Annotated in this window: 1 tRNA gene and 2 rRNA genes; all 3 read right to left on the reverse strand. The window is 49.3% G+C overall.

Going from position 1 to position 1,439, the window contains the following annotated elements:
• Nucleotides 1-780, reverse strand: a 23S ribosomal RNA gene (locus tag J9892_RS22065); the annotation flags it as partial.
• A 238-nt stretch (nucleotides 781-1,018) separates the two neighbouring features.
• Nucleotides 1,019-1,094: transfer RNA gene (locus tag J9892_RS22070), tRNA-Glu, on the reverse strand.
• A 275-nt stretch (nucleotides 1,095-1,369) separates the two neighbouring features.
• A 16S ribosomal RNA gene (locus J9892_RS22075) occupies nucleotides 1,370-1,439 on the reverse strand; the annotation flags it as partial.

Below are 1,439 nucleotides of genomic sequence, written 5' to 3' on the forward strand. Positions count from 1 at the left end.
GATTGGCCTTTCACCCCCAGCCACAGGTCATCCCCTAACTTTGCAACGTTAGTGGGTTCGGTCCTCCAGTTGATGTTACTCAACCTTCAACCTGCCCATGGCTAGATCACCCGGTTTCGGGTCTACACCTTGCAACTAGACGCCCACTTAAGACTCGGTTTCCCTACGGCTCCCCTATACGGTTAACCTCGCTACAAAATGTAAGTCGCTGACCCATTATACAAAAGGTACGCAGTCACCCCGAAGGGCTCCCACTGCTTGTACGTACACGGTTTCAGGTTCTATTTCACTCCCCTCACAGGGGTTCTTTTCGCCTTTCCCTCACGGTACTGGTTCACTATCGGTCAGTCAGGAGTATTTAGCCTTGGAGGATGGTCCCCCCATATTCAGACAGGATGTCACGTGTCCCGCCCTACTCGATTTCACATCAAGGTTGTTTTCGTGTACGGGGCTATCACCCTGTATTGCCGGCCTTTCCAGGACCGTTCCACTAACTTCCAAGATGCTTAAGGGCTAATCCCCGTTCGCTCGCCGCTACTGAGGGAATCTCGGTTGATTTCTTTTCCTCGGGGTACTTAGATGTTTCAGTTCTCCCGGTTCGCCTCGCTACGCTATGTATTCACGCAGCGATACCTAGCTTATGCTAAGTGGGTTTCCCCATTCGGAAATCCGTGAGTCGTAATGTCTCTTACCGACTGCTCACGGCTTATCGCAGGTTAGTACGTCCTTCATCGCCTCTGACTGCCAAGGCATCCACCATGTACGCTTAGTCACTTAACCATACAACCCCAAGAAGTGTCGGTGAAACCGGCACAGCTTGTTGCTGTACAACAAGGACCAAATAAAATTTGGTTTTCGCCAAGAAGTTTCCAAAGCACTTGTAACAAATGTTTGAGAACTACTTTTTAAATCAGCTTTCCAGATTGTTAAAGAGCATGTTTGCAACGGTCAGTGACCGAAGAAAACAGACATAAACACGTAATGCTTATGTCTGCATTCTTGTTAGCAAGAAGAGAAGTGGCGTCCCCTAGGGGATTCGAACCCCTGTTACCGCCGTGAAAGGGCGGTGTCCTAGGCCTCTAGACGAAGGGGACGAAAATCATGTTTTGCGAAGTAACCTTCGCAATGATTTTCGTAAAGGCGACGCCGAGCCTGCGAGGCTAGCGGCCTTTAGCGCTGTTCGTTGTTATCGCTAACTTTGAATTGGGTAGCAACTTGCGCCGCTATTCACATCCCAACCCAACGAACGGGCTTCTCTCATTCAACCGAAGTTGAATAAGCACTGACGCTTTCGCACCAGGTCTTTGCTCTAACTACTTTGAATCAAGGCAATCTGTGTGAACACTCAACAACTTCGTCATCATTAAGGTAAGGAGGTGATCCAACCCCAGGTTCCCCTAGGGTTACCTTGTTACGACTTCACCCCAGTCATGAATCAC

The organism is Aeromonas sp. Prich7-2, assembly GCF_017939255.1.
Taxonomy (GTDB): Bacteria; Pseudomonadota; Gammaproteobacteria; order Enterobacterales; family Aeromonadaceae; genus Aeromonas; species Aeromonas caviae.